The sequence below is a fragment of the Mycetohabitans endofungorum genome, assembly GCF_002927045.1.
Lineage (GTDB): Bacteria > Pseudomonadota > Gammaproteobacteria > Burkholderiales > Burkholderiaceae > Mycetohabitans > Mycetohabitans endofungorum.
This window is the reverse complement of the sequence record NZ_PRDW01000013.1, coordinates 65803-89514: the sequence shown is the minus strand read 5'-3', so window position 1 is coordinate 89514 and position 23712 is coordinate 65803. Positions and strand designations below refer to the sequence as shown.

The 23712-nt window shown below is 59.7% G+C and carries 19 protein-coding genes and 4 pseudogenes; 12 read left to right on the top strand and 11 right to left on the bottom strand.

The genetic code is table 11. From position 1 onward, the window contains the following. Positions 1-48 precede the first annotated feature (48 nt). The 7 genes and pseudogenes from B0O95_RS12850 (at position 49) to B0O95_RS12820 (ending at position 5446) form a co-directional block, all read left to right on the top strand. Positions 49-401 (top strand): annotated as a pseudogene (locus B0O95_RS12850) (ATP-binding protein). A gap of 352 nt (positions 402-753) precedes the next feature. Further along, positions 754-1650 carry a hypothetical protein gene (locus B0O95_RS12845; protein WP_104078222.1) on the top strand — a complete coding sequence of 299 codons (897 nt, stop codon included), beginning with the start codon at positions 754-756 and terminating at the stop codon, positions 1648-1650. Between the two features lie 413 nt (positions 1651-2063). Continuing rightward, positions 2064-2730, top strand: a pseudogene (locus tag B0O95_RS12840) (IS3 family transposase); the annotation flags it as partial. A gap of 216 nt (positions 2731-2946) precedes the next feature. Then, a complete protein-coding gene (locus B0O95_RS12835) occupies positions 2947-3486 on the top strand; it encodes a glycoside hydrolase family 108 protein (protein ID WP_104078221.1) in 540 nt (179 codons plus the stop codon). A gap of 408 nt (positions 3487-3894) precedes the next feature. Then, a complete protein-coding gene (locus tag B0O95_RS12830) occupies positions 3895-4470 on the top strand; it encodes a lysis system i-spanin subunit Rz (RefSeq protein ID WP_104078220.1) in 576 nt (191 codons plus the stop codon). Positions 4471-4685: 215 nt separating this feature from the next. Then, positions 4686-5072: a putative holin gene (locus B0O95_RS12825; protein ID WP_104078219.1), complete on the top strand. Its 387-nt coding sequence runs from the start codon at positions 4686-4688 to the stop codon at positions 5070-5072. Continuing rightward, a complete protein-coding gene (locus B0O95_RS12820; protein WP_104078218.1) occupies positions 5069-5446 on the top strand; it encodes a hypothetical protein in 378 nt (125 codons plus the stop codon). The genes B0O95_RS12825 and B0O95_RS12820 overlap by 4 nt, the downstream gene beginning before the upstream one ends. A 434-nt stretch (positions 5447-5880) precedes the next feature. On the opposite strand, the gene B0O95_RS15630 is transcribed toward B0O95_RS12820, so the two are convergent. From B0O95_RS15630 to B0O95_RS12780, 6 genes and pseudogenes are all read right to left on the bottom strand, one after another. Then, complete coding sequence (locus B0O95_RS15630; protein WP_146064073.1) at positions 5881-7245, bottom strand: hypothetical protein; 1365 nt, start codon at positions 7243-7245, stop codon at positions 5881-5883. A gap of 961 nt (positions 7246-8206) precedes the next feature. Next, positions 8207-9380: pseudogene (mdh, locus tag B0O95_RS12805) on the bottom strand (iron-dependent methanol dehydrogenase). Positions 9381-9786: 406 nt separating this feature from the next. Further along, complete coding sequence (locus B0O95_RS12795) at positions 9787-10674, bottom strand: efflux RND transporter periplasmic adaptor subunit (protein WP_104078214.1); 888 nt, start codon at positions 10672-10674, stop codon at positions 9787-9789. A 16-nt stretch (positions 10675-10690) separates the two neighbouring features. Next, entirely contained in the window at positions 10691-10891 is a 201-nt protein-coding gene (locus B0O95_RS12790; RefSeq protein ID WP_104078213.1) for a DUF1656 domain-containing protein, read from the bottom strand. Next, positions 10881-13088 (bottom strand): FUSC family protein, encoded by a 2208-nt coding sequence (locus tag B0O95_RS12785; RefSeq protein WP_199180511.1) that lies wholly within the window; start codon positions 13086-13088, stop codon positions 10881-10883. Before B0O95_RS12785 ends, B0O95_RS12790 begins: the two co-directional genes overlap by 11 nt. After that, on the bottom strand, positions 13085-14590 hold the full coding sequence (locus B0O95_RS12780; RefSeq protein ID WP_104078212.1) for an efflux transporter outer membrane subunit: 1506 nt from the start codon (positions 14588-14590) through the stop codon (positions 13085-13087). Before B0O95_RS12780 ends, B0O95_RS12785 begins: the two co-directional genes overlap by 4 nt. A gap of 158 nt (positions 14591-14748) precedes the next feature. Between B0O95_RS12780 and B0O95_RS12775 the strand changes: the two genes are divergently transcribed. Further along, positions 14749-15690 (top strand): LysR family transcriptional regulator, encoded by a 942-nt coding sequence (locus B0O95_RS12775; protein WP_104078211.1) that lies wholly within the window; start codon positions 14749-14751, stop codon positions 15688-15690. A gap of 3 nt (positions 15691-15693) precedes the next feature. Here the strand turns inward: B0O95_RS12775 and B0O95_RS12770 are convergent, their stop codons facing one another. The 3 genes from B0O95_RS12770 to wrbA are packed head-to-tail and all read right to left on the bottom strand — an operon-like array spanning position 15694 to position 18163. Next, positions 15694-17136: an FAD-binding oxidoreductase gene (locus tag B0O95_RS12770; RefSeq protein ID WP_104078210.1), complete on the bottom strand. Its 1443-nt coding sequence runs from the start codon at positions 17134-17136 to the stop codon at positions 15694-15696. Then, positions 17133-17558, bottom strand: coding sequence for a DUF2069 domain-containing protein (locus tag B0O95_RS12765; protein WP_104078209.1), 426 nt, complete (start codon positions 17556-17558; stop codon positions 17133-17135). The genes B0O95_RS12770 and B0O95_RS12765 overlap by 4 nt, the downstream gene beginning before the upstream one ends. Further along, positions 17555-18163, bottom strand: a complete 609-nt coding sequence (gene wrbA, locus B0O95_RS12760) for an NAD(P)H:quinone oxidoreductase (protein WP_104078208.1) — start codon at positions 18161-18163, stop codon at positions 17555-17557. The genes B0O95_RS12765 and wrbA overlap by 4 nt, the downstream gene beginning before the upstream one ends. Before the next feature lie 49 nt (positions 18164-18212). Between wrbA and B0O95_RS12755 the strand changes: the two genes are divergently transcribed. Then, positions 18213-19562, top strand: a complete 1350-nt coding sequence (locus tag B0O95_RS12755) for a YihY family inner membrane protein (RefSeq protein ID WP_104078207.1) — start codon at positions 18213-18215, stop codon at positions 19560-19562. Between the two features lie 73 nt (positions 19563-19635). Here B0O95_RS12755 and B0O95_RS12750 read toward each other — a convergent pair. Further along, a pseudogene (locus B0O95_RS12750) lies at positions 19636-19836 on the bottom strand (Mpo1-like protein); the annotation flags it as partial. A 285-nt stretch (positions 19837-20121) separates the two neighbouring features. Here B0O95_RS12750 and B0O95_RS12745 point away from each other — a divergent pair. The 3 genes from B0O95_RS12745 to aroC all read left to right on the top strand — a co-directional run bounded on the left by B0O95_RS12745 (position 20122) and on the right by aroC (position 21978). Then, positions 20122-20580 carry a CBS domain-containing protein gene (locus tag B0O95_RS12745; protein WP_104078234.1) on the top strand — a complete coding sequence of 153 codons (459 nt, stop codon included), beginning with the start codon at positions 20122-20124 and terminating at the stop codon, positions 20578-20580. Positions 20581-20660: 80 nt separating this feature from the next. Continuing rightward, entirely contained in the window at positions 20661-20840 is a 180-nt protein-coding gene (locus tag B0O95_RS12740) for a hypothetical protein (protein WP_104078206.1), read from the top strand. Positions 20841-20871: 31 nt separating this feature from the next. Beyond that, entirely contained in the window at positions 20872-21978 is a 1107-nt protein-coding gene (gene aroC / locus B0O95_RS12735) for a chorismate synthase (protein WP_104078205.1), read from the top strand. A 55-nt stretch (positions 21979-22033) separates the two neighbouring features. Here the strand turns inward: aroC and B0O95_RS12730 are convergent, their stop codons facing one another. Beyond that, entirely contained in the window at positions 22034-23707 is a 1674-nt protein-coding gene (locus B0O95_RS12730; RefSeq protein WP_104078204.1) for an electron transfer flavoprotein-ubiquinone oxidoreductase, read from the bottom strand. Between the last annotated feature and the right edge of the window lie 5 nt (positions 23708-23712).

Here is a 23712-nt window from a genome sequence, read left to right as displayed (position 1 = left end):
CTCGTCGAGCAAGGGTACCCGGTCTTGTTCACACCCACGGGGGCCTTGGTGCAGCGGCTACTGGCAGCAAAGCGCGATCTGCGTTTGCCGCAGGAACTAGCAAAGCTGGATCGCTTCGAGTGCCTCATTCTGGACGACATCGGCTACGTCCAGCATAACCGAGATGAAATGGAGGTGCTGTTCCGTTGCTCGCTGAGCGCTACGAGCGCAAGAGCATCGTCATCACGACAAACCTCGTGTTCTCAGAGTGGGAACGCATCTTTAAGGATCCGATGACCACGCTCGCAGCCATCGACTGCGTCGTCCATCACAGTGTCATTCTCGACTTGATGAGCGTTGAAAGCTATCGGGCAAAAGCTGCCGGCGCCAAGCCGACGGGGTCGGCCCCGGTAGCAGCATAGGGCGGCAATTTTAGTTGTCGTCGGCGGCGTTTGTAGTTGACGCCAGACAGCCCGGCGATCGAATTGAATACGCTGCACGTGGCAGAGCAACGTCACGAGCGAAAAAGACCGACTGTACTGAAAGGTGGTCCAAATTTACTTTGCGCGCAACAATGTGCATACCTAGCACGCGAACATTAAAGTGTCATATCCTATGCAGCGGTATAGTTTAGCCTATGCGCGTATCATCTCACCGTGTGTTGAAATCGACGAACGGGCTAGCTCGCTCAATGTGAATCGGGCCGGAGCCGGTGGGCGAGCAACTCTCCATCGGCGTGTGTGTCAAGCGTAGCGTATCCATGAGGAGCGGAAAATGAAAACAAACGTCGTTCAGCAGGACGCAGTGCATCAATCCTCGCGCCGCTCGAGTAGGCGGTTATCCGAGAGGGGGGACGAGTCAACGCAGGCATTTAAACTAGCACCGATTCAAGCCGCGTTGGCTAGACTTTCGTCTGCTTCGCAAGCGAGCCACGACGGTGAACAAATTCCGTATCAACAATTGGCAGCGGCCTTTCAAGAGGGGGATATTGTTTATGGTCTGGATGCGCCGAGAAAGCGCGCACTGGACACGTTAAAGCAAGCCGGGTTTAGTAACTTAGGCCAAGGCAGCGGCGGCACGCAAAAGCGGGACGCGCTGCCGCCTAAAAGAATTCTGATTCAAAATGACTTGACAAATGCGGTATGGGATCCGCTGGATAAGCCCTACGTTTACCAGTCCGACAAGCGTATCAAAAAGACGTTAGCTGATGCCCAGCGAGGTATTGCATTCAAAACATTTTTGTCTCGCCACCCCCGCTACAATGTTGCTAGCGAAGTGAAACCAAGCCAACAATTAACGTTAGAGGTGAGTAAGGCGTTATGGAAGAAAACCAGTAAGGCGGGGCTTGAGTACCAGTTGCTGGTCAGGCAAAAAAACATTCACTTTATTGTGGACGACATTGATGAAAATCTCAGTGCAGTAGCAGGCAAGATAGGGCATGGGACCAGTATTACATCCAGTGAACTGAGATGGCTGTATCGGCATCAAAAAACCGAGCAGGTCAAGCAGCGTGTGCGGTTTTGGAAGGAAGACAGAGAAGTCCCGCACTATGAGATCTTTAACTCGAAAAAATGGCGGTTTGGTCCTGATTATGAGCAAATGTACCGGCCCAAGCAAAGTTACTGGCATGCTAGCTGGTTGACCAGCGCCCGTCCGCCCAGGCCAAAGTGAACCGTCGTCGATCCGTCTGCGTTGGAATCGGTGATGTGAGGTTGGGAAACGCCGGTAGGCCGACCTTATTACGGGTAATCATATCTTTTTCGCAATTTATGGCGGTTTGACCATAAAAAATTTTTATAGAATAACAGTCAAAAAATTCTTCAATGGCGTGCAAGCCGTGAAGCTGCTTAGTCTGCTGCGAGCGCCTCTCCAAGTCATTATCGCCAGGTTTCGCACGATTCGAACGATTATCTCGCAGAAGGTGCGCAATTTACTGCCTTCACGGCACCCTCCGTCGCGATAACAGACACTGACATCTTGACCCGATCTTCGGCATGCATTCTCGCTGTCCTTGAGCGCATCGGATGGAGGGAAACGGTCAGCCGATGGTTTCACCTTTGGGTGTCCACTCGCGACCAATGACGCTGCGTCTGACGGACAACCATCGAACATGGGGATTCGGTTTGTGCTTTCTGTATTTGCGCAACGTGAAGGGCTATGGCTGGAATCACAAGCGGGTGTACCGGATCTATCGCGAGCTGGAGTTGAACTTGCGGATCAAACCGAGGCGACGGCTGGTACGTCAGGCGCCCGTGCCGCTGGCGGTGCCGACGGCATTGAACCAGGTCTGGTCGATGGATTTCATGCACGACCAGCTGGCAGACGGGCGCAGCATCCGGCTGTTCAACGTGATCGACGACTTCAACTGCGAGGCACTGGGCATCGAGATCGACTTCTCGCTGCCGTCCGAGCGTGTGATACGTTCGCTGAACCAGATCATCGGCTGGCGCGGCAAGCCTCCGGCGATTCGTTGTGAACGGCCCGGCGTACCTGAGCGTGGCGATCACGGCGTGGGCGGCGAAAATCGGGATCAAGCTCGAATACATCCAGCCGGGCAGGCCGCAGCAGAATGCGTACGTCGAGCGGTTCAACCGGACCGTGCGTTACGAATGGCTATCGCTGTATCACTGGAAAAACCTCGACCACGTGCAGCAGTTCGCGACAGACTGGATGTGGACTTACAATCACGACCGCCCGAACATAGCCTTGGGCGGATTGACGCCAAAACAGCGGCTGGCCATGGCCGCATAGCTTCTAATTTCGGACTCCGTTAAAAATGGGGGGATTACCGGGAGATCCATCAGTTGTGATCTCACAGTGGTCGCCGTGACAAACGGGACTGGTATCTGTCGCATTCGATAGTTTTGTTTTTTTGAACAGCTTATCGTTTAAACCCATCCGCCTGTTGACCCAAGTGAATTTTTCAAGAAGGATGCGTATGGCGATCTTATTAACAGGAGCAAAGCCATGACGGCGTTTGATGATGCATTTGAAAAGACGGTGGCCCGAGAAGGAGGCTACTCCAATCATTCTGATGATAGCGGCGGCGAAACGTTCTATGGCATTACTGAGGCGGTGGCGCGAGCAGAAGGGTATTTGGGTCCGATGACCTTGTTGCCCTTAGCAACCGCCAAAGCCATCTATTGGCGTCGCTATTGGGAGCAGCTGCATCTGGAGGACGTTGCCACACTATCGGTGCCGATTGCGCTTGAATTATTTGATACCGGTGTCAATATGGGCACGCAGGTGGCAGCACAGTTTCTGCAGCGTGTGCTCAATGTGTTCAATCGTCGGCAGGGCGATTACCCTGATATGATGGTAGATGGTTTGATAGGCCTCAAAACAATCGCGGCGCTCAAAGCTTTTCTGGACAAACGCAAAGAGCCAGGGCAAGTGGCGCTTCTCAAGGCACTCAATAGCCTACAAGGGGCGCGTTACATTGAGCTGGCAGAGAGACGAGAGAAAGACGAAGCATTCGTGTTTGGCTGGGTAATGAATCGACTATGAAAGGTACTTCCCGCCCCAAGCTATTTATTTCAAAATTAGATGCAATACGTAGTAATATTTGATGATTTTTGCATTGTTGTGCGCATCGCTAAAGTATCCGTAACGATGCCATAGTCGTACTTAATTAAGCGATGTCAAGTGCATTGTTTCACGGCAGCTTGTTTTTAAAGCATAGCCGCTGTGCCTACATTGCTAACTCTTCCAATGATGGCGGTTTAAGTCATGATCCGTTTGGGCAATGAGACAAATGCGGTATATAGTGTTTTTGCCTTTTTCAGTCCATCTAGCGTTCCGGCTACATGAGCGCATGAGGTGGGTTTAGCATACGGGCAGGAGCAGAAACCTTTGAGATAGCAGTCGACGTGCCTTAGGCGGGGAACATAGCTGCCGCGGGTTAGGGAGAGTGCAATGCAGCACTTGCTGAGATGGATCGCGCCCTATGGTGTTCTATTCATTGTAGGGATTGCCTTGGGTTGGAGCATAAGCTCGGTCATCGCTGGTAGACGGCTGGCTGAAGAACAAGCAGCGCGAGCCCGGGATCATGAGCAGCATGCCGAACAAATGAAAGCGGTTTCAGACGCAGCCTTGGCCGCGCAACAAAAAGCGACCGCTATGCGTGAGGTCCAGGCCCGCCGGATTGAAACGCTGGATGCACAACTGAGTCAGGAGCGTCAAGCCCATGAGAATGAAAATCAACGTTTGCGCAATGCTCTTGCTGCTGGTACTGAGCGGCTGCGTGTCGCCGTCGTCAACTGTTCAACCCGTAGCCGTGACGTGTCCGACTTTGCCGCCGCCACCGGAATGGGCAATGATTCCCCCACCTACGCAGAGCTCGACCCAGCGGTTGCAGAACGCGTTTTCCGGGTCGCTGACGACGACCAGCGAGAAATAGATAAGCTCAAGGCCTTGCAAGCTTACGTGTGCGCGGTGCGGCCTGAAACCGCAGAGTGTCCCGTGACCGGGCTTCAGTCGGCGGTACCATGACAAAGTGTCTTGAACGATTGGCCACCAAAGGAGGTATCAGCGCAAGTCTATAGTGTAAATTCAAGCGTACGGTGATCGGGCAACCACTTAAGCGAAATGCGTTGGTTGCCCAGATGGCCAGCCCAAACAATGTCCATGCGATACAGTTGTAAGCATAGCATGCACGGTCCGATCAACTGGATGCCGGATGCGCGAACATATAGCAGAGGTATAGCATGACGTGGTGGTTTGAACTATTGCGTGTGCCTTCCGTGTTCAGTTCAAGGGCCTGGACACAGGATGACCTAACCCTGATAAGTGGGGTAGTGTGCGGTGCATTGATTTTTTTGCTGCATAGCCGTGAGCCTTCGTGGCCGCGCAAGATCGCATATTTCGGCGTATCAGTGATTGGCGGATTTTCGGTGACCTCGTCAGTGCAGCAGTATGTGGGGCTACCGGAATGGCTTGCCGCGTTTCTGTCTACGGCGGCGATCGTGACGCTGGCCAATACACTGCTGGATTGGTCAGAGAAAATAGTACCGGAACTGTTGACTCAGTTGACCTATCGGATCATTGGGAGTACGCCTGTTAATGACACTAAGAATAGCGAGTTAGACAAATGATAAAATCGGCAATAGCGTACTTCAATGCCTACAGCGTATGGGACTTGCTGCTGCTGTGGATGAATGGGGTATTGGCAAGTGCGATTTTTCTGATTCTGTTGTTTGCCTTTAGTGCGCCAGTACCCCGGCGCAGTCCGTTGAATTGGTATGAACGAGCGATACGATTTTGGTTGGTCGCGGTGTATGGCATTTTGGCGGTACGTGTATGTGCAGGATGGTATTCCACACCGGTGGAACCGACGCATGTGGCGGTCAATGCCTTGATACTGGGTTTTGTGATAATGGCGCGTGGAGATGTTGGCGTAATCACCGAGGCGTTGCGTCAGACGCGCAAGGCACGCCGGAAGGTATTGAGCGAGCGTAAGCAGCCGTAGCGGGCGCTTTCTTTGATTCAACAAAATCGATGAGCACAGATCTTGCGGTTGGTTGAATCGTCCAATTATTCGGTATACGAGTTGACGGTATTTAGAGCGAACCTGTCGGCGCTCTTTCGCAAAACTCGCTGGCATGAATTCAGTACCGCACTGTACGCCGCTTCAATGCCATGATGTGCGCAATCGCTCGGATTGCCATGCCGCTTCGATGATAGCGAAGGATCGATTCATAGCGCGTGAGCCGCGCTTGTTGCTCTTTCGTTCGCGACGTTGGTGCCGCGCCAGGCCAATTCGATTGCCGGCAATGCGAGACAAGTGTGCTCGTAATCGAGCGAGCGTGCAACCTTGCGGATATGCCGCTGGCAGCGGCCGAGCGCACGCTCAATGGCATCGCCAAGATTCTTTAGGCGATGAGGTGGGGCAGCCTGTCGGCATCAAAAATCGTTTGGCGGAGAGCGAAATCGCGTCCACGCAATTAACTCGTGCAGTTTTTGCGGTTGCATTCTCTGGCGCAGAGTAGCAAACCAAAAGTGGTTGGTTGCTTGTGCGTTCGACAAATCTGCACGCGCTGTGCTGGGCTTTGCAAGACGGGTGTTAGATGCAGCAATATATTTTGCGATCTGCTGAAATAAATTAGGTGGACGGGGTGCCCATTGGCTACTCGTTAAATTTTGTTCGGGCTCTCCTGTTTTTTGGACAGTGGTAAACATGCCGGGTTTAAAATTGTCCACCTTACCCAATACTTGCATTTCAGGCATGCCATAATTGTAGTTCGCTTCAAATAAACGTCGTCCGCGAGGTGTCGGTGTTGACTTCTCTGTGACCGGCATATCGAAACCCGTAGAGACCCGGCCATTTCCTTTGCCGTGACCGAGCCGGAGATTGCCGGTAGAGTCGAACGTATTAGCCATAAAACTTTTATAGGCTTGGAGTCGATCCGCCTTCGTCCTTCCCTCAAAAGCCCTTTGGATGTCGGCAGCCATCCGGTTGCGTTTTAGAATATTGGCATTGTAATCGGTGGCAACCCACACATCGCGTAATTCAGTACCATAACCATGGCGAGCATATTCATCGGCCAAAATTGCACGGCCGAACCCGCGCAGCCGGCCCATCGCTGCCGCCTGCTTTGCCAGCCCCGCCCGTTTTTGTTTCCAGATAGATTTAGCTTCATCCTCTCCGATATTATCACCTTGTTGACTTTGCGCTTTTTCCGCTTCTTCGAACTGTTGCGCGCCCGCTCTGTGCAGTAATGTCATTTGATTCATCAAATGCTGACCGGTTGCGCTCGCAATGAGATGGTTAATACTTGCCGACCCAGGGTCTTTGCCTTCATTCACCGCAGCTTCCTGGTGGGTTAGTGGGCGACCCGTTTGTTGTGCTGCCTCGGCATAAAAAATTCGTTTCGAGTTATATTGAGTGTAGCGCTTACTAACATCTTCACCATAATATTGCTTAAGCCACTGCTTATCCGCATCACTGATATCGGCCGCAGGCCCATATTTTACTTGATGAACGATATCAGGCCTGTTAGCATCGTGCTGATCATCATAATAGAAGCTTTTTTCTTCCAGCTCGGGTAATCGACGCTGCGGTGGCTGGGCGAAACCCGCTAGGCTCTTGCGGACTAATTCGATGGTACGCTGATGGAAATCGCGCTGCTGCTCATCCTGTAGCGCATCTGATGCCGGCGTGGGCTCCGAAAGCTTGCGTTGCCGACTTCGCTCTGTCCAGTGTCGAGCGCGTTTATTCGGCAAGGCGTGTATCGGTTCCGACTCCGAGTATGTCCGTTTCCGCTTCATTTCCCCTCCTAGTAGAGGCGACTATGTATCGCTTTTCCGCTGCCCGGCTGTGGCTTAAAAACTGCGCTCGCAAGTTTGCGTCAGATTTCTACGCTGATACCAAGTAATGTATCGTTGATGTACTTGACGATCAAGCGCTAAGCGGTGTTCGACGAAAAGAAGGGGCCGCGGTTGTGCGGACAGTGTTCCAAGATTTTTAAGTGGAACATCCGGGGCAGTTATGCTGCCGATTTGATCGCAGGCAGCGTTGCGAAGTATGCATCAACCGGCTAGATTTGAATGCAGCCGGCTCGTCGCATTGTCCACGTACACCAGCAGCGTGCACTGTGGCGCGCGCTCCTCCACGACCGCCTAGCGCTCACCATTACCCAACCTTCTGCCATGGTCCGTCGAGCCTAGCTGGTGTCCGACCGTATCGACTTATGGCTTCCTGCCCGAGTGATTATGAAATTCCGCCTTGGGTCACCCGCATCGTAGGCCGTTTCGTCGCGGGCGGAAACACTTGCCACGAGCCGTCGTCGTGCCTGGAAAAGAACACGGTCTGCACGCCTATCGGCCTTGAGGCTTCTATGCACACGTAGCGCCGCTGATTGGAATGCATGCGGCTGAAGCGTGCAATTCGGATGGACGTCTCAAGAGTGGGCGAGAACCATTTATCGATAAGCAACCGCAATGACATTCCGGCGTTATTCACGATCTCTAGTTTTACTGAACGCTTATTGCATCATCGCTTTACGGTCTACTACAAACTCTTGGTGAGCCCCGTCTTAAGCCATCGTTTGTATACGGGCGGGCGCCGCGTCCATCTTGAAGTCGATGGACACAGACACCCGATGGTAGAACATGTCGAACAACATGCTTCTTCAGCATGGAGATAGCACGGCGCTCAATGCCCGGTCCGCCAAAGCTCGCATGCAGCTATTTTGTTCCTTGCGTTTCCCCGGTGAATGCGGGATTCGCTTTACATCGCGGCTTCGAAGATTGCGATGACCTGAGCGAGGGTTGCTTTGCGAGGATTGGTCAGCATGCATGCGTCCTTCTGCGCATTGCTAGCCATAACTTCATGATCGTGTGCCTTCACGCCCAGGCCAGCCAGGCCCGACGGGATATCAACGGACGCGGACAAGTTCCGGATCGCCGTTACAGCAGCCCGCGCAGCGTCAACTGTACTGAGCCCGGCGGTATTCACGCCGAGCAGCGCAGCGATGGTGGCAAAGCGCTAGGGTGCGGCGATAAGGTTGAACTCGCACACGTGCGGCAGCAGGATCGCATTGCAGACTCCGTGCGGCAGGTTGTAAAACCCGCCGAGCTGATGTGCCATCGCATGCACATAGCCGAGCGACGCATTGTTGAACGCCATGCCGGCGAGGTACTGCGCGTAGCACATCGCGGCACGTGCCTCCATGGACTCGCCGTTCGCGACTGCTTTCGGCAACCATTCGCCTATCAAAGCGATTGACTTTTCGGCGCACGCGTCGGTAATCGGCGTGGCTGCGGTGGAGACGTAGGCTTCCACTGCGTGGGTCAACGCGTCCATGCCGGTCGCGGCGGTCAATGCCGGCGGCATCGCTACCATCAGGCGCGGATCGTCGATCGCAATAAGCGGGGTACAGCGCCAATCGACGATGGCCATTTTGACGTGGTTGCTTGAGTTGGTGATGATGCAGAAATCGCGTCATCTCCGCCGCAGTGCCGGCCGTCGTGTTAATAGAAATCAACGGCGTCATGGGCACCGTTGATTTGTCGATACCTTCGTAGTCGCGGATATGTCCGCCGCCGGCGGTGACCAGCCCGATGCCTTTTGCGCAGTCGTGCGACGAGCCGCCCCCCAGCGAGACGATGAAGTCACAACCTTCTCCCTCGAACAGGTTGACACCGTCGTGGACATTGATGTCGGTCGGATTGGGTTCGGCACCCGGAAAGATCACGGCTTGAAGCCCAGCCTCACGGAGGTAGCCTGCGATGATCTCGGAGATCCCCATCTTGTGCAGGCCGGCATCCGTTACGATAAGCGCCTTTTTCGCGCCGAGCGACTTGGCTCGAGCACCGGTTTCGCGTGCACAACCCGGTCCGATGAGGGTCACGCAGGGAACGAAAAAGCTGTCGGTACGATCAGCGATGTTTAGGTAGCTCATTGCGTCTCCGAGTTTTTGGAGGGCTTACCGTCTTGCGGCCAAAGGGTTGATGCACGAACCGTACCAGCGTCCGAAAGGACGATTTTTCAAGCGCTCTCCTTGGGGTGTGTCATACGCATTGTGTTGTCATTCGAAGCAATGTGTTGCGTTATGAAGCAGTCCAATCCGCTTGTTCGCGCTGAGCATGAAACAATGGCCACTGCGGAAAACACTGCCACGCCCCAATGATCATTTTTATTTTGGATTGTCGAGTTGGAGTCAATCTGGCGAAAATGTCGCGAAGCCCAGCCGCCCGTCGTTCACGGCTTCCGGGGTATTGCACGTTGGTGATCGCGTGATCGTGTGCAAGCATCTGCCAGGCGAGCTTGCTCACCAGCGCTTACAGTTGTTCGGAATTTAGCGCAATCTACGTGCGTGGCCCGGCGTCGGTTGCCGCGGCCGGCGTGACCACCACCGTGCAGGTCGTGCCGGCGGACAGGATCAAACCGTCGGGCACTTGATCGATATGGATGCGTACTGGAACACGCTGTGCGAGACGGACCCAGTTGAAGGTTGGGTTGACGTCGGCAAGCAGTTCACGGCTCATCGGGTTGTCGCGGTCGGCGATGCCGCGCGAGATCCCTTCGACATGGCCCTTCAATACCGCACCGCTCATTAGTTGCATCTCGGCTGGGTCGCCGATCTTGAGCAGCGGGATCTTGGTTTCCTCAAAATAGCCGTAGACCCAGAACGAGTGGCTGTCGACGAGCGCCAGCTTAGGTTGCCCGGCGATGGCGTAATCGCCGCGATAGGCATTCAGGTTTGTCACATAGCCGTCCACCGGCGCGACCACGGTCGTGCGCTCCAGATTCAGCTTGGCCGCGGCGAGCTGCGCGAGCGCTTGTTCATATTGGGCCTGGGCGCTAGCGGCCTGAATCACGGCATTTTCGCGATTCTCCTTCGATACAACCAGCGCGTCCAGATCGCGGCGTCGTGCGGCATCGTCACGGCGCATCTGCAGATCCGCCTTGCGTGCCGCGACCAGCGCCTCGGCTTGCTGGACGGCGATGCGATAATGGTCCGGATCGATGCGCATCAGGACATCGCCGCGATGCACGAACTGATTGTCCCGCACCGGGAACTCGACAATCTGCCCCGACACGTCCGGCGCGATATTGATGATCTCCGCCCTGACACGTCCGTCGCGGGTCCATGGCGAATCCATGTAGTGGACCCACAACGCGCGACCGAGCAGCACGGTAATGGCGAAGATCGCGATAGTCGCAAAGAAGCTGAAGATACGGCGAAGTTTCATGTCCGATTCTTTTGATTCAACGATAAACGGCGAGCCCGAACAGGCAGACGATACAGATGAGCAGGCTCGCGCGAGCGAGCGACGGATGCCAGAACAGACGATAGACGCCAAGGTTGGCTAATACGCGATCGAGCGCCCACGTCAACGCGGCGCCGGCCAGCGTGGTGAGCAGGACCATGGGTACGTAGGTGTCGAACAATGCGATGTCACGCGGCATGGGTGGTATCTCGTCGGTGAGGGCCATGCGGGCCGGGCGTCAACTCGCTGAGCGGGGACTGGGTATCGAGTAGAGCGGTCCGGATGAAATGCAAATAGCTTAAGGTACGTTGCAACCTGTGTCGGTCATCGCGCAACCCAGCCACGCTGCGCAGCATGACCAGTGTCGCGTCGATACTGGCTGCGGTCGCCTCACGTGCGTCGACGAGCCGTCGATGGCTGGGTGCGGAGAACAAGGCGGCCAGTGTGTTCAGCATGTGCTGCGCGGCTTGCCGCCACGGCATGTTGGCGGAATAGCGGGGATCGGCGGGGAGTTGGTCGAGTTCCGTGCGTAGTTCGATCACGGCATGACCGACTTCGAGCACGGTAAAGGTCCACGATAGCATCCGCATTTGCAGGTCCGGGCGATCCGCGGTGACCGCATTGGCCTGGTGCAGCAGGTCACGCGTGCCGCTTTCCAAGTATTGGCGGGCCCGGCTCAGTCGAGCGTCGCACGCGTCCACGACTTGGTGCAGCAGGGCCCGCTGCAGTTGCTTGTGCAGCCACGGACTGGCCGGCGGCAGCAGTACGGCACTGACCAGCGCGACGACGAGCATCGCGGCAATCAGCGCGATGGCATCGTTCAAGTACGACGAAGGGTCGTAGCGCACGACGTTGTCGGGGCCGGCCAGGAAACAGAAGAATACGCAATAGCCCATGCCAAACGCGGCCCAGCCCGCACGCGTGGACATCAGTACGCCGAACATCAGCAAGGGAGCAAGGGTGGCGCACAGCAACGCGTAGCCGTCCAGGTGCGGGAAGATGCCGAACACCGCGATGAAACCGGCGAGCACTGCGATTATCGTACCCATCGCCATCTGCGCGGCGCTCTTGGCGGGCTGCGGCATCGACGCGACCAGTGCGCTTGTGGCAGCCGCGTTCAACACCGCCATGCCGCCGCTGGGCCAGGCGGTCCCAATCCAGAATGCGGCGAACAACAGCATCACGATGGCCGCCCGTACGCCGGCCACGCCCGCCGCCACGGTATGGGTGCGCGGGATGTAGCGTTGTGCATCGTGTTCGCGCTCATGAAGGTCCGTGCTCAGCGACGCGTACGTGAGCGCGTACGCGTGCATCTCGTCGACAAATCGGTACAGCAACTCGGCTGCGGTGTCGAAGTCCAGCAGCGCGATGCCTTCACGCTGTTCGAGCTGCGCTCGGGTATCCCGTATGCGGCGCGGCAAGGTCTGCTTGAACGCCTGCAGTTGTGTCGCCGCATGCTGTGCATCCTCCGCGTTGCGCACGGGTTCGCCGCTTTTCTTCAGCATTAGCGGCGCGACTTCGCGAAAATACGGTTCGATCGCCTCGACGACCTGAACCTGTCCGCCTGCACGGATCCGGTTCATCAACTGGTGTAACGCATGAAAGCGTGTCGAAGCGTTCATGAACTCGGTGTTGAGCCGCGACAGCCGGCCACTGCGCATTCGGCTGCGCGGATCCTCGAACACCGCGAAGCTGCGCATCGCTTCCAACCCGACGACATCGGCGGCAAAACGCGCGTTGGTGCGTGCGGCTCGAGAGCGATCAATTCGGCCCGCCAGCGTGTCCGATACAAATTCGACGAACGCGAGGTATCGCGCCCGGACCGTGGCGCGAATCGCGTCGGCGGTGTGCTGGGGCAGCACCAGCGCGCTGACTGTGCCGGCACACAGGATGCCCAGCGTGACCTCCGTGACCCTTGTCACGGCTGCCATAAACGCACCGTCCGCATGCTGAGCGGCCGGAATGCCCACCAGCGCGGCGGTATAGCCGGCGAGCACGAACCCGTACGAGCGGAAGTTGCGGTTGCGTGCCGCGCCAAAGGTGCAAACGCCCACCCAGACCGATACCGACAGCAAAAATAGCTCGCGCTGTTGCGCAAATAGTGAAACCAGCGCGATCGTCACGACCGAACCGACCACGGTCCCCACGATCCGGTAAAAACTTTTGGCGAGTACCATCCCGCTTTGCGGCTGCATGACGATGAACACGGTCGTCATCGCGGTACGCGGTTGCGGCAAGTCCAGCTTCATGGCCACGCCCAGCGCAAGCAACGCGGCGCCGACGGTCTTGAATATATAAATCCATACCCGGCCGTCGGTGCGTAACCAGTCGCGCACCGTGTCGCGCCATGCGGACGATGACGTTAACCGTGCCAGTGCGGATGTGGCGCTGCTCATTGTGATGCCTGCCGGGCGACGGTCTTGGGCACGCGTGGATCCTCGTCGGACGGGCCGTCGCCCGGATCGACCAGTCCGCCACCCAGCGCGGCCGTCAACGACGCGCGCGCCGCCAACTTCGATGCGTGGATGATCTCGGCGTCCTGTTGTGCCTGCAACAATTGGGTTTGCGCGCTCAATACGGACAGGTAGTCGGTCAAGCCGCGCCGAAAGCCGGTGGAGGCCAGATCGTAGCTGCGCTGGGCGATGGCGACCGCGCGCTGCGCCGCATCCTGCTGGACATCGAGCGATTTCAACGTGACGATCTGGTCCGCGATGTCCTTTAATGCGTCAACCAGCGTCTGATTGTATTGATCGACGGCCAGGTCATAGCCGGCGCTGGCGGCATCCAGCTGGGCGCGCAGCCGCCCGCCGTTGAAGATCGGCAGTGATACTGCTGGACCCACTGTGGCAGCGTGCGCCTGGGACAGCAGAAAGGCCAGCGGCTCGCCGCCAACGAACATTCCGCCGACCGAGGCCAGCAGATTGACGTTCGGATAGAAGGCGGCCCTGGCGACGTTGATACCTGCCGCGTTGGCGGCCACGCGCCAACGCGCGGCGACCACGTCCGGCCGATGACCGAGCAACTCAGCAGGCAAATTGGATGGCAGACTCACCGGTGTCTGGAGCGAGAGCGTCGGACGTTGCAGCGCGGCACCCGCTCCCGGGCCTTTGCCGGCCAGCGCGGCAAGCTGGTTGCGCAGGAGCGCGATCTGTTCGTCGAATGCCGCGATCTGGCGTTCGCGTTGGGGCAGCGGAGCTTGTGCCTGCGTAAGTTCCAATTGGGTACCGATACCGCCTTGCAGCCGCCGTCGCGCAATGTCGACAATCGACTGCTCGTGCGCCAGCGCTTGCGCGGCGATGTCCCGTTGCGCGAACGCGAGCGACAGCTGGATGTAGGCGCGTACGATGTTGGCCTCGAGTTCGAGTTGCGCAGCCCGGGCATCGACCGCCTGCATGCGCGCCGCATCGAGTGCGCGTTCGGCGGCCTTCTCATCGCGCCCCCACAAGTCTAGGTTGTACGACAACGACAGTCCGATCGTGTTGTTCCACGTATCGGCGTTGGCTAGCGGCCCAGGACCGTAAAATACATTGTCGGGCCAGTGCTGTCTGGTCATCGACAGATTGCCGTTGAGTTGCGGCGCGAGATCGGCCCGCGCGACGCCGGCCATCGCCTGCGCCTGCCGTACGCGATCCTGGGCCATCGCCAAACTGGGCGAGCCGGCCAGCGCGTCGGTGATCCACTGATCGAGCTGCGGATCGCGATACATTCTCCACCATTGCTCGCTCGGCCACTGTGCATCGACGCTTGCTGCACGCACGGCTTGGGACGCATCGAGCCGGCCGGCGTCGACCGGCTTGGCGCGAGGCGCGATGCCATGAATACTCGCACACCCCGCAATAATGAAGCAGCTTGCAAAGATTGGGGTAGTCAGCGCGGTGAAACGTCGAATGGAACGCACGGCTATCTCGCAACACTCCGAGTAACTGGTCGGTACGATTATATTTTTGAAGTATTTCCTGAATAACTGATAGCTGTGAGATAGGCTTTTACAGAAAATGCAATAAACTTTCTTGCAAAGTGTGCAACAATTTCCTCGGGCCGCACGGGAAGTTTGTTATGGATACGCTGCAAAACATGAGGGTATTTGTCCGGGTCGTGGAGGCAAAGAGCTTTACGGCCGCGGCGCAGCAGATGAATACGACGACGGCGTACGCGTCGCGGGCCGTATCGGATCTAGAGGCGCACCTGCGCACCCGCTTGCTGAACCGCACGACGCGGCGCATCGCACTCACGGAGGCCGGCGGGCGATACTTACAACGGTGCGAGCAGATCCTCGCCTACGTCGATCAGGCCGAAGCCGAAGCCGCCGACGCGTATGCGCGACCGTCGGGCCGGCTTAGAATCCATGCGACCACCAGCTTCGGCCAGTATTACGTGGTGCCGGCCGTCACACGCTATCAGGAGCGTTATCCCTGTGTTTCGGTCGATCTGACACTGTCGCAGCACGTGCCGGATTTGCTCGATGAAGGCTACGATGTCACGCTGCAGATCAGCGCGAGCGAACTGCCCGATTCCGGCTTGGTGTCGCAGCGGCTTGGCGACTCGTATAGCGTGCTATGCGCGTCCCCGTCCTATCTGGAAAAGCGGGGCACGCCCCGCAGCGTCCGGGATCTGACCAGCCATACCTGTCTGCATATCGTGACATCGATCTTTCCCGGTAATCACTGGCGCTTCGACGGACCGGACGGCATCGAGACGATCGAACTGCCGGCGCCGACGTTCCAGGTCAATGTGGCAGACGCGCTCGCGGTGGCGCTGCGCGAGGGAATGGGCATTGGCGCGCTGCCCACGCCTTCGGCGTTGCCGGCGCTGCGCAATGGCACGCTGGTGCGCGTGTTGCCCGACTACAAGATGCAAAAGACGACGATTTATGCGTTGTATGCGTCGCGACAATACTTGGATGCGAAGATCCGGACTTGGGTCGAATTCCTGCGCGAGCAGATTCCGAAGACACTCGCGGCCGATGAAGCCGCGTTGCAGACCTTCGGGGCGCGCTAGTCACTAGCCGCAGCGCAGCACTTTCCCAGGATTGAACACATTGCCGGGATCGAGCGTAGCCTTCAATGCACGCATCAATTCGAGTTCTACGGGCGACTTGTAGCGTGCCACGTCCTCGATCTTTAACTGCCCGACGCCGTGCTCGGCGCTGACCGTGCCGTGGTGCGCATGGACGCTATCGTAGACAATCCGGTTCACGCGCGCCTGGTGCTCGGCCAGAAAGGCTCGCGGATCCACACCCGCGGGCGCCTGTACGTTGTAGTGCAGGTTGCCGTCGCCTAGATGCCCGAAGGTGACCATCCGCGCGCCGGGCACGGCTGCGGCGATCGCCGCGTCGGTGGTGTCGATGAACTCGCCGATGCGCGAGCTTGGCACCGCGATGTCGTGCTTGATATTGAGCCCTTCGTTGGCTTGCGCGAGCGGGATGTGCTCGCGCAGCGCCCACATTGCGTTCGACTGCGCCAGGCTTTGCGCCACGAGAGCATCGTCGACGATACCGCGCTCGAACGCCCGCTCCATTAATCTCTCGATGAGTTGGCTTGCGTGCGCCTCGCTTTCGCCGTCGGATAACTCGAGCAACACAATCTGCGCATGCGGGACGGCGAACGGGTATCGCTGCGACGGGAAATGGTGGGTGACCAGCCGCAGGCAGAAGTCGGACATCAACTCGAAGCCGCTTAGCAGCGCGCCGGCGGTGTCGCGGGCCAGCGCCAAAAGCTGTAGCGCGGCCTGTGGCGAGGCAACGCCGGCCAGCGCGGTGATGCGCGCGGTCGGTTGCGGATAGAGTTTCATCACGGCTGCCGTGATGATGCCCAGCGTGCCTTCGGCACCGATGAAAATATCGCGCAGGTCGTATCCGGTGTTGTCCTTGCGCAGCCCGCGCAAGCCGTTCCAGACCTCGCCCTTCGCGGTCACGACTTCCAAGCCCAGGCACAGTTCGCGCGCGTTGCCATAGCGCAGCACCGCGGTGCCGCCGGCGTTTGTCGCCAGGTTGCCGCCCAACGTGCAGCTGCCTTCGGCTGCCAGGCTGAGCGGGAATAAGCGGCCGGCGTCCGCCGCGCGGGCCTGCACATGTGCGAGGATGCACCCGGCTTCTGCGGTGATCGTGTCGTTGATCGGGTCCACCGCGCGCACGCGGTCCAGTCGGCGCAGGCTGAGCACCGCCTGCCGTCCGCTGGCGTCCGGCGTGGCACCGCCGGCCAGCCCGGTGTTGCCGCCTTGCGGCACCAGCGCGACACCAAATTGGGTGGCCAATCGTACCAGCGTGGCGACTTCTGCCGTGCTCGCCGGACGCAGCACCGCGCAGGCGCGGCCGACGTACCGGCGGCGCCAATCTGTCACGTAGGGCGATATGTCGTCCGGGTCATCCAATACCTGGTCTGCGCCGATGGCGTGCTGGCAAGCTTGCAGGAAGGCGGGCAGTGCGGCGGTGTCGTGAGGCGTCATCGGTGTTCGGCCGAAGAGTTAACGGCAGCGGTGACGTGCCGGGCAGTGCGCTTGAATGGTGCGAGATAACCGAGCACGCTGACGAAGTAGACAAGGGCAAGCACGGCCTCGATCCAGCCTAGGGGCGCACTGGCGCCCGCATCACTGATTGCGCGCACGATTCCCTCCGCGAAATAGGCCAGAATCAGCATGGCCGACCATTGCATCGTATACAGCCTGGCGCGTAGCAGCCCGGGCACGACCAGCAGCAGCGGCAGCGCCTTGAGGGCCAGCGCCGAGCCGCCGGGACGCAACGGCGCGAGCCAGATTTCCCAGCTCACGGCCAACACGACCAGTGCGAGCAGCGTGGCGATCGCGATCATCAACAACCGATGCAACCGCTGCGCGGTCCGTAGCGCCGGGTTGCCGGGCTGCCGATTCATTGCCTATCGGCCAGCGCTAGCGCCGCGCGGGCGAGCCGCGCGCCGAGTGCGTGCGCCAACGTCTTCTCGTCCGACGACAGCGGGGCCGGATTGTTGCCGCCACTCACCCCGGCGACGTGAGAGGCACCGTACGGCGTGCCGCCGCTCGTCGTGCTCATTAGCGCGGATTCGGTGTAGGGTAGCCCGACGATCAGCATCCCGTGGTGTAACAAGGGCAGCATCATGGACAGCAGTGTGGTTTCCTGGCCGCCGTGCAGGCTGCCGGTGGACGTGAAGACGCAGGCGGGCTTGCCTGCCAGTGCGCCGCTAAGCCATTGCGGCGTCGTGCCATCCAGGAAGTACTTCAGCGCCGCGGCCATATTGCCGAAGCGCGTCGGCGAGCCCAGCGCGAGCCCGGCGCACTCAGCTAGGTCGCGCAACTCCGCGTATGGTGGGCCATCGTCGGGGATGTCTGGCCTGGTGGCCTCGCAGACCGTGGAGACGGGCGGCACGGTGCGGATGCGTGCCTGTGCGCCGGGCACGCTGTCCACGCCGCGGCCGATGGCCCGCGCGAGTTCCCGGGTGGCGCCGTTGCGGCTGTAGTAGAGAACGAGTATGTCTTTCATGACCTGTGCGGTGAACCATTATTATAGAAGACGTAAGGAGGGTTGACCTTTGAAGAAGTTCGATATCGATCTGGATGCGCTGAAGCGGCTCGCGCGCTTTGTCGCGACTCGCAGCGCCGAGGACCGTATCCCGCAGGTGGCGGGCAGCCTCACGTTCACGACCGTATTGTCGCTGGTGCCGCTGGTGACGGTGGCCTTCGCGCTGTTCACCGCGTTTCCGATCTTTGCGTCATTCCAACAGTCGCTGCAGGGCTTCCTGGCCGACCATCTGATGCCGGCGCAGATTAACAGCCAAATCTTCAAATATCTGAACCAGTTTGCGGAAAAGGCGAAAGGGCTGACGACGGTGGGGATGATTACCCTCGTGGTTACGTCGGTCATGACGATGATGATCGTCGAATCGGCGTTCAACACGATCTGGCGCGTACGTAAGTCGCGGCCGCTTGCGCAGCGCATCCTGGTGTATTGGGCAGTGATCACGTTGGGGCCGCTGCTGATCGGCGTGAGCCTATCGGTATCGTCCTACCTGCTCACGCACTCGATGCTTGCCAACACGGTCGCCAACGTGGCCGGCGCAGCCAGCGCGGCATCGAGCGCCGCGTCGCGCGTGATGCCGACGTTCGTCGAATGGGCGCTGACCGGCGCGGTGCTGACGCTGTCGGTACTGGCATTCACGCTATCGTACGTCTATTTACCGAACTGCCAGGTGGCGTGGCGCGACGCGCTCATTGGCGGGCTGTGTGCGGCGATCGCGTTTGAGCTTGCCAAGCGAGGCTTCGGGCTCTATATCCGGCGCATTCCGACCTATACGGCCGTGTATGGCGCATTTGCGACAATCCCGATTTTTCTGCTGTGGGTTTACCTGAGTTGGTTAATCACGCTGTTCGGCGCGATGTTGACGTCCGCATTGCCAGAGATCCGGCTTGGGCATTTTCATCGCGTTGATTACGCAGGCAGCGACCTGCTCGATGCACTGGAGCTGCTTGCGTGGCTCAACGACGCCCGCGATGCGGGCCGTGCCGGCTACACGCTGCATGAACTTGCGCAGTTGCAGCGCTGCGGGTTGCAGACAGCTGCCCGACTGCTGGACAAGCTCGAGGCAATCGACTGGGTTGCCCGGATACGGCGCGAGCGTGATCCAGATCGCTATGTGCTTTTAGTGAATCCGCGGCACGCGAGCCTGCGCCAACTCTATCAATTGTTCGTCATCGATCGTAACGAGTTCACTTATCAACTCAATTTCGACACCGCGCACGTCGATGGCCCGACGCTGCTCGCTGCGCTCGACCATCGCGGCCTGGATGTGCCGCTCGCCGCGTTGTTGGCCGCGCGCCGCCGTCGCGGCGCTCAAGCCGAGCGGGCCAACAGCGGGCGCGCCTCGCCGGTGGCGGCCGTTTAGTGCGCAACCGCCACCGGCGGCGTGGCTGAGCTCACAGCGGGATGCTTCCGGCGCAGATGTCGTTGAATATCACCTAATTGCCGATCAGGCTGTAGATCGAGTGCTTGAACGTCGCGGGTCAGTTTTTTTGAAAAAAGTGGCCCATCCACGCGAAGCCATAGCCGGACATGACCGCTGCCGGCAGCCATGTCCAGTCACTGGCCGTGACCGCCATCGCGACACAGCCGATTACGCCGAGCGAGCCGATGAAGTGCAGCCGCTGGCAGACCTGGTTAACGCGGCCGAGACTGTTATCGGATAGGCGGTGGCCACGAGCGCCCATGCACGTATCCGTGCGGCCCGCGAGGCGGCCAGCAGTACGATCAGCGAGCGCATGCTATGGCCGACCAGCACGACGGGGTAGGCCGACACGGTGTCCAGCAGCGTGTGTGCCGAGGGGGCGCGCCGGTATCGTAGCATCGAGGCGCGAGCGTGTGGTGTGCCGCTGCGGTATGCTTTCCTTTTACCGGTCTTTCCGCTACGATCGGTGCACAAAGCCGCGCAGTGCAAGGAGGAGGCCATGCGAGTCAGCGACATCCTGAAGGTCAAGGGCAATACCCTCTACACCGTCACGCCCGATACGCTGTTGCACGAAGCGATTCAGACGATGGCCGAGCACGACATCGGCTCGCTGGTCGTCATCGAATTCGGTGATCTGGTCGGCATGCTGACGTTCCGCGAGATCATTCTGACGTTGCGCGACCACGGCGGTTCAGTCGGTGCCGTGACGATTCGCAAGGTGATGGATGATCATCCGCTCATTTGTACGCCGGAGACAGATGTCAACGAGGTGCGGCGCATGATGCTCGAGCGCCACGCGCGTTATTTGCCCGTAATGGAAAAACGCATGCTGATGGGTGTGATCTCATTCTATGACGTGGCCAAGGCGGTGGTCGAGGAGCAGGGGTTCGAGAACCGGATGCTTAAAGCTTATATCCGCGATTGGCCGGAGGATGAAGGGGCGCGCGAAGCGCGCTAAAGCCGTGGTGGGGCCGGCGTACGGCCAGCTGCCGAATCCTGCAACGGAGCGCGCGTTGTCACGCGTGTTTTCTGATCCGCATGACCCAGGCTTCGTCGCACACCAAGCCGTCCATCTGCGTCACGGCGCGCGAGGCCAGCGCGCCATCGTTGCAGTTCACGCTGTTGCGCGAGCGCTGCTTCGCCCCGTTTTTCTGCGCACAGTTCCTCGAGATGGGCACCTTTGTTGCCGCGGTGCGCGCCGTGACAGCACTGGCATAATGATAGTTTGAGCAATTTTCGGGCAACCAGCATGTCGGGCAACACTTTCGGTACGCTTTTCACGGTGACGACTTTCGGGGAGTCGCACGGTCCGGCCATCGGCTGCGTGATCGACGGCTGTCCGCCAGGACTGGCGCTGGCCGAGGCTGATATACAGATGGAGCTCGATCGCCGCAAGCCGGGCACGTCGCGCCACGTGACGCAACGCCAGGAGGACGACCGGGTGGAGATCCTATCGGGCGTGTTCGACGGCGTGACGACCGGCACGCCGATCGCGTTGCTGATCCGCAATACGGACCAGCGCAGCAAGGATTACGGCAACATCGCGGAAACTTTCCGGCCCGGCCATGCGGACTATACATATTGGCAAAAATATGGTGTGCGCGATTACCGTGGAGGCGGACGCGCGTCCGCGCGGCTGACTGCGCCGAATGTCGCGGCAGGGGCGGTGGCGAAGAAATGGCTGCGGGAGCGCTTCGGTGTCCAAGTGCGCGGCTACATGAGCGCGTTGGGTGAAATCGACATCCCGTTCGTCGATTGGGCGCATGTGGCTGACAATCCCTTTTTCGCACCGAATGCGCAAATCGTGCCGCAGCTCGAGGCCTATATGGATACGTTGCGCAAGGACGGCGACTCGATCGGCGCCCGGATCTCGGTGACCGCCTCCGGCGTGCCGCTCGGATGGGGCGAGCCGTTGTTCGACAAGCTGGATGCGGACATCGCCTATGCGATGATGGGGATCAATGCGGTGAAGGGCGTAGAGATTGGCGCCGGATTCGACAGCGTGCGCCAGCGTGGCTCGCTGCACGGTGACGAACTGACGCCTGCCGGCTTCGCGGGCAACAATGCCGGCGGCGTGCTCGGCGGCATTTCGACCGGCCAGGACATCGTCGTGTCGATCGCGATCAAGCCGACCTCGAGCATTCGCACGCCGCGTCGTTCGATCGACAAGGTCGGCGAGCCCGTGATGGTCGAGACGTTCGGACGCCATGACCCGTGTGTCGGGGTCCGAGCGACACCGATTGCTGAAGCGATGCTTGCGCTGGTGCTGATGGACCATGCGCTGCGGCACCGCGCGCAGTGCACAGACGTCAAGACGTCGACGCCGACGATCGCCGCGCGCCCCCCGGGCGCGTGATTTCGGAGTGTGCCCCGGTGGGCGACGGCGCCGCGTCGTGCGCCGTTGGGTGGCGTCACATGTTCGGGTAGTTGGGGCCACCGCCGCCCTCGGGCGTGACCCATACGATGTTTTGCGTCGGATCCTTGATGTCGCAGCTCTTGCAGTGCACACAGTTCTGCGCGTTGATCACTAGCCGCTCGCCGCCACCTTCCTCGCGCACGAACTCGTACACCGCCGCCGGACAGTAGCGGCTCTCCGGGCCCGCGTACTCGTGTAGGTTGATGCGCACCGGCACGCTAGCGTCCTTGAGCGTCAGGTGCGCCGGCTGATTTTCCTCGTGATTCGTGTTCGAGATGAACACCGACGAGAGCCGGTCGAACGTGAGTTTGCCGTCCGGCTTCGGGTACGCGATCGGTTGGCACTGCGACGCCGGCTTGAGCCGCTCGTGATCCGCATGCCGGTGATGCAGCGTCCACGGCACGCGCCCGCCCAACAGCTTCTGCTCGATGAACACCATCGGCGAGCCTACATACAGCCCCTTGCTCATCCACTGCTTGAAGTTGCGCGCCCGGTACAGTTCCTCGTGCAGCCACGAGCGTTCGAACGCCTGCGGGTACGCGAGCAGATTATCGTGCGCACGGCCTGCTTGCAACGCCTCGAACGCCGCCTCGGCGGCCAGCATCCCGGTCTTGATCGCCGCATGGCTGCCCTTGATGCGCGAGGCGTTCAAAAATCCCGCCTCGTCCCCCACCAGCGCCCCGCCCGCAAACGTGAGTTTGGGCAGCGACATCAGCCCGCCCGCGGTGATCGCGCGCGCCCCGTACGAGACCCGCTTGCCCCCTTCCAGGAACGCGCGGATCGCCGGATGCGTCTTGTAGCGCTGGAACTCCTCGAACGGTGACAGGTATGGGTTTTCATAGCCCAGCCCCACCACGAACCCCACTGCCACCTGATGGTTGTCCAGGTGGTACAGGAACGAGCCGCCGTAAGTCTTCGCATCCAGCGGCCAGCCCGCCGTGTGGATCACCAGCCCCGGCTTGTGCCGCGCCGGCTCCACCTCCCACAGCTCCTTGATGCCGATGCCGTATACCTGCGGATCCACCCCCTCGCGCAGCCCAAAGCGCTCCTGCAACTGCCGCCCCAGGTGCCCGCGCGCGCCCTCGCAGAACAGCGTGTACTTCGCGTGCAGCGCCATGCCCAGCTGGAAGTGCTCCGTGGGCTGGCCATCCTTGCCCACCCCCAGGGTGCCGGTGGCCACCCCGCGCACCGCGCCGCGCTCGTCGTACAATACCTCGGCCGCGGCAAAGCCCGGGAAGATCTCCACCCCCAGCGCCTCGGCCTGCTGGCCCAGCCAGCGCGTCACGTTGCCCAGGCTCACCACGTAGTTGCCGTGGTTCTTGAAGTTCTCTGGCAGCGCCCAGTTTGGCGTCTTCAGCGTCCCCGTGCGGCTCAGAAACAAGAACCGGTCCTCTACCACCGGCACCGTCAGCGGCGCACCGCGCTCACGCCACTGCGGAATCAGCTCGTCCAGCGCGCGCGGGTCCATCACCGCTCCCGACACAATGTGCGCGCCAATCTCCGAGCCCTTCTCCAGCACGCACACCGCCAGCTCCACCCCTTGCTCCGCCGCCCGCTGCTTGAGCCGGATCGCCGCCGACAGCCCCGCCGGCCCGCCGCCCACCACCACCACGTCGTACTCCATCGACTCGCGTGGTCCGTACTGCTCGATCCAGCTTTGCGGGGTCATTAATG